Origin of the sequence: Pelotomaculum propionicicum (assembly GCF_004369225.1) — a bacterium.
Taxonomy (GTDB): domain Bacteria; phylum Bacillota; class Desulfotomaculia; order Desulfotomaculales; family Pelotomaculaceae; genus Pelotomaculum_B; species Pelotomaculum_B propionicicum.
This window is the reverse complement of record NZ_QFFZ01000089.1, coordinates 1-5,212: the sequence shown is the minus strand read 5'-3', so window position 1 is coordinate 5,212 and position 5,212 is coordinate 1. Positions and strand designations below refer to the sequence as shown.

The following is a 5,212-nucleotide window of genomic DNA, read 5'->3' as shown; positions in this document are numbered from 1 at the left end:
GCGCTACTTCAAAGACGAGTACATTGCGCACATTAAGGATAAGCGCTGTCCGGCCGGAGTATGCTCGGCACTGCTGGTTTACACCATTCTGGCCAACAAGTGCACCGGCTGCGGCGCCTGCGCCAGGACCTGCCCGGCGGGAGCCATCAGCGGCGAGAAGAAAGAGCCTCATGTCATCGACACGCAAAAATGCATCAAGTGCGGCGCTTGCATCCAAAAATGTAAATTCGACGCCATTATTAAGGCGTAAAGGAGGGGATAAGTTTTGGCTAATGTAACTCTTACCATCAATGGTAAAGAGGTAACTGTCCCGGCGGGCACATCTGTCCTTGATGCCGCCAGGGGAGCTGGCTTTTTTATCCCCACCCTCTGCCATGATCCCAACAATCCCGGTTACGGCGGCTGCAGGATTTGCGTGGTTAACATCAAGGGGGCGCGGGCTCTGGTAGCTTCCTGCGTCACCGAGGCTGCCAACGGCATGGTTGTGGAAACTGAATCACCAGACGTGGTGGAAGCAAGGAAAACAATAATTGATCTGCTCCTTGCCAACCACCCGGCTGACTGTCTGACCTGTGACAAAAACGGCGACTGCCGCCTGCAGGATTACGCATACCTGTACGACGTGCGCAAATCCAGCTTTACCGGTGAAAAGCACAATTACCCGATTGATGATTCCAACCCCTATATAAGGAGAGACCTGAACAAGTGCGTCCTGTGCGGGAGATGCGTCCGCACCTGCGAGCAGGTGGAGGACCGCCAGGTGATCAACTTTGCCTACCGTGGTTTTAACACCAAGGTGGCGCCGGCAATGGACACCAGCCTTGCCGAGTCAGCCTGTGTTTCCTGCGCGCGCTGTGTTGTGGTCTGTCCTGTAGGGGCACTGACCTACCAGAACCTGGCCGGCAAAGCCCGCACTTATGAAATCAGGAAGGAGCAGGTTACCTGCACCTTCTGTGAGGCAGGCTGCCAGTTTGACCTGAACTACAAGGGTGACAAGGTGCTTGGCGTGACAGCCAAAGAGCCGGGTGTAGGCAGGCCGCTTTGCCTGAAAGGCAGGCTGGGGCTGGAGCTCCTTTATGCTGACGAGCCGGTTAAGCCAATGCTCAAGAAGGACGAGCAGTTTGTGGAGGTCTCCTGGCCGGAAGCGCTGGGCATGGATGATGTTCTGAAAAAGCTGGATGAGCTGAAAAAGTAGACAATGCATACAAACAAAATGCTCCGAGCCAACCTATCTAAACCTGCCTGGTATGATAGCTGGCCGACAGGGTGTAGTCAGAAACGGCTATGCCTCCCCCTCAGGAAAGGAGCTTAGTTCTTTGAAGGGAGGTTAAAATGGTGGCAAATGTTACGCTTACCATAGACGGCAATCAGATCACCGTGCCCAAAGGGACCACGGTGCTGGAAGCTGCTGAACAGGCGGGTATCTTTATACCCACCTTCTGCCACGACCCTGAACTGAGCAAACCAGGGGCCTGCCGTATATGTGTGGTGGAAATCCCCGGCGCTCGCAATCTCCCGGCATCATGTGTCACAGAAGCTACTGAAGGTATGGTTGTATACACCGCCTCACCTGCTGTTATTGAAGCGCGGAAAACAAACCTCGAGCTTCTGCTGGCCAACCACCCGGAAGATTGCCTTACCTGCAACAAGAACGGCGAGTGCCTTTTACAAGAATACGCTTACTACTACGGAGTAAAGCAGGGCGCCTTTAAAGGCGAAAAACATAATTATCCCATAGAAGATGACAACCCGTTCATCGTCAGGGATATGAACAAATGCATTTTGTGCGGCAAATGCATCAGAATGTGTGAAGAAATCCAGGGCAACAACGTAATCAACTTTGCTTTCAGAGGTTTTAACTCAATTGTCACTCCGGCTATGGGCGCCCCGTACAGCGACACGGAAATATCCAACTGTGTATTCTGCGGCAACTGCGTTTCAGTGTGTCCGGTCGGCGCCCTCAGTGAAAAGGGCATGATTGGCAAGGGGCGCCGCTGGGAAATTAAAAAGGTCACGACTACCTGTCCATACTGCGGTGTGGGATGTGCCTTTGACCTTAATGTCAAGGACGGCAAGGTTATTGGTGTTACTTCCACTGACGGGGATGTGAACGGCCGCGCCCTGTGCGTGAAGGGACGCTTTGGTTACGGCTTCATCAACCATCCCGACCGCCTCAAAACCCCGCTGATAAAGAAGGACGGGAAATTTGTGGAGGCCACCTGGGATGAGGCCATCACTCTGGTGGCGGAGAAATTGGGCGCAACGAAAGATAAGTACGGTGCAGATGCCATTGCCATACTTTCTTCCGCCCGTGTAACCAACGAAGAAAACTATCTGATGAACAAACTGGCCCGCGCTGTGATCGGTACCAACAATATCGACCACTGCGCCCGTCTCTGACACGCTCCTACTGTCGCCGGTCTGGCGGCAGCATTTGGCAGCGGCGCGATGACCAACAGCATTAAAGAAATTGAAGACGCGGAATTTATTCTGGCGACAGGCACCAACACGACCGAGGGTCACCCGGTAATCGGAATCCAGGTCAAAAAGGCTATTCGCAAAGGTGCGACGGTGGTTGTGGCTGACCCGCGCAAAACTGAAATTGCCGGCCTGGCCAACATTCACCTGCAGATTAAATCCGGGTCCGACATAGCGCTCCTCAATGGTCTTGCCAATATAATTATTGCGGAAGACCTATGGGATAAGGAATTTGTTAAGGAGCGCACCGAGGACTTTGATGCCCTGAAGGAAACGGTAGCCAAATATACACCTGAGTATGTGGAAGAAATCACCGGTGTGCCGGCTGAGACTCTAAAAGAAGTGGCGCGCGGGTACGCGAAGGCGAAGAGCGCCAGCATCCTTTATACCATGGGTCTTACCCAGCATATTTGCGGCACCCATAACGTTTTTGCCGTGGCCAACCTGACCATGCTCTGCGGCCAAATCGGGAAAGCGTCCAGCGGGGTTAACCCCCTGCGCGGGCAGAACAACGTGCAGGGAGCCTGTGACATGGGCGCGCTGCCGGCTTTCTTCCCCGCTTACCAGCCTGTGGCTGTTGACGCCAACAGGGCCAAGTTCGAAGAGTTCTGGGGCGTGAAAGATCTGCCCGGCAAACCCGGCCTGACTGTTGGTGAGATCATTGATGAGTCGGGCAAGAAAATCAAAGCCCTCTTGATTATGGGCGAAAACCCGATCCTGTCTGATCCCGACGCCAACCACGCGGCCCATAACATTGAGAATCTTGACTTCCTGGTGGTGCAGGATATCTTCCTGACCGAGACAGCCCAGCTGGCTGATGTTGTTCTGCCGGCTGCAAGCTTCGCAGAGAAGGACGGGACTTTCAGCAACACCGAGCGTCGTGTCCAGCGGGTGCGCAAAGCTGTCGAACCGCCGGGAGAAGCCAAGGCTGACTGGGAAATTATCTCTATGATCAGTACGGCCATGGGTTACCCCATGCAGTACAATTCCGCTGAAGAGATTTTTGCGGAAGTAGCGAAAGTAACTCCGTCCTATGGCGGTATTTCGTCCGCCCGCCTGGAAAACGGCAGCCTGCAGTGGCCCTGCCCGACACCCGAACACCCGGGCACCAAGTTCCTGCACGTGGGCAAATTCGCACGCGGCTTAGGGAAATTCCACCCTGTTGAATACATCCCGCCCAACGAAATGCCTGACGCGGAATACCCGCTGATCTTGAGCACCGGCCGCAGAAGGTATCACTACCATACCGGCACTATGACCCAGCGCACCGGCGCTTTGGAAGTGTTCTATCCGGCGGAATACCTGGAAATCAACTGTGCCGACGCTGAAAAGCTGGGCATCAGTGACGGGGATAAAGTAAGAGTGATCTCACGCCGCGGCCAGGTTGAGGTTGCCGCCAAGATCACTGACATAGTTACGCCTGGTATGGTGTTTACCTCGTTCCAGTACCCGGATGTTCCGATTAACAAGGTGACCAACGCGGCGCGCGACCCCATCTCCAAGATACCCGAATACAAGGTCTGCGCGGTTAAGGTGGAGAAGGTAAGCTAGAAAAAGAATCTTATAATGCTGATCATCAGTAAAATTCCATAAAATTGCTGTGCCTCCCTTGTGGAGATATATAAATGATGACTTTGCCCTTTGCATGCGGGCAAAGTCCCTTTTTTTAACAAGATAGTAGTATTGAATAATTTCGACAGCTTTATTATTGTACTACACAGTACATAACATAGCAACACATAATACAAATAGAATTTAGATGTACTTAATAAATAATACAGCTAAACATAAATAAACATAAATAAACATAAATGATATGACATTGAGAGAATTCGCTATTGATTTATAAAAATAGATACAAGGAAAATAAAACTAAAACTTTATGCAACATATAAAATAATTAAATTAAACTTTTGCAGGACTTATTATCTTAGTAATAGAAATAAAAAATACAAAATAAGAGAAAATATCACAAAATATAAAAGAAATACTCTCCGAGCCAGTTTGCCTAAGGCTGCAAAGCTATGGCACTTGGCCGCCAGGGTGCGGTGGGAAACTGTTGTACCTTCCATTGTGAAAAGGGGAGTTGGATCCGGTTAACCATACCGGGCCGGCTTTGTTTTTCACAGCCTGCCCGGTTTTGTTTTTGATTTTTAAGTTGTAATTTAATAGGTGGCATCGTGTTGAGCAAAACCGAGCGAAAGCCGGTGGCGCAAAGCTATGGGTCTAAGGCCAGTTAAAAGAGGCTATGATTGCCAGGCTGCAAGGGTATTGACTTTACTGGGGTGGGTATAGTCTGTTCTTGTAATTCAGATTAGGCCCATTATTATTATTTTTGCATATCTGCTATTTTTTTTCAGGTTAAAGGGTAACCCGCAGTTTTTGTTTCTCCGGCTTACATATTATGGGACTTATGTATTAATTATACACCAAATAATAGGAGATTCAGTTGGGATTAAGTCAATATATTTTTTAGAGGGTATAGACAAGTGTAGTTTGGCGACAAGTTTAAAAACCCAAGGGGGTGATAGCGGGAGCTTTAGACTTTACAGAGAGAGAAGAGGGGGTGATAAGGGCAGGGTTTGGATAATGGCTGTCAAGCAGCCGGTAATACAGATTCATTTATAGCTCATATGAGGAGAGTATTAGGAGAGCAATTTTAAATTTATTTAGTAAGAGGGGGTTTTACAAATATGGCCAATCCTCCAGTAATGACAGTATGTTTAGCCGGAAA

General features: G+C 50.1%; 3 protein-coding genes and 3 riboswitches. All 3 genes read left to right on the top strand.

Annotated features, from left to right (window positions below; genetic code table 11):
• A partial coding sequence (locus tag Pmgp_RS18650) for a ferredoxin family protein (protein WP_134216103.1) occupies window positions 1-250 on the top strand: 250 nt, incomplete at its 5' end.
• 15 nt (window positions 251-265) lie between these two features.
• The gene (locus tag Pmgp_RS18645) at window positions 266-1,195 is read left to right on the top strand and encodes an NADH-quinone oxidoreductase subunit G (protein WP_134216101.1); all 930 of its coding nucleotides are present in this window, start codon (window positions 266-268) and stop codon (window positions 1,193-1,195) included.
• Between the two features lie 9 nt (window positions 1,196-1,204).
• Window positions 1,205-1,323, top strand: a riboswitch (molybdenum cofactor riboswitch).
• A gap of 9 nt (window positions 1,324-1,332) precedes the next feature.
• Window positions 1,333-4,029, top strand: a complete 2,697-nt coding sequence (gene fdhF, locus Pmgp_RS18640) for a formate dehydrogenase subunit alpha (protein WP_134216099.1) — start codon at window positions 1,333-1,335, stop codon at window positions 4,027-4,029.
• 429 nt (window positions 4,030-4,458) lie between these two features.
• Window positions 4,459-4,578: riboswitch (molybdenum cofactor riboswitch) on the top strand.
• 76 nt (window positions 4,579-4,654) lie between these two features.
• Window positions 4,655-4,746, top strand: a riboswitch (cyclic di-GMP riboswitch).
• The last annotated feature ends 466 nt before the right edge of the window (window positions 4,747-5,212 follow it).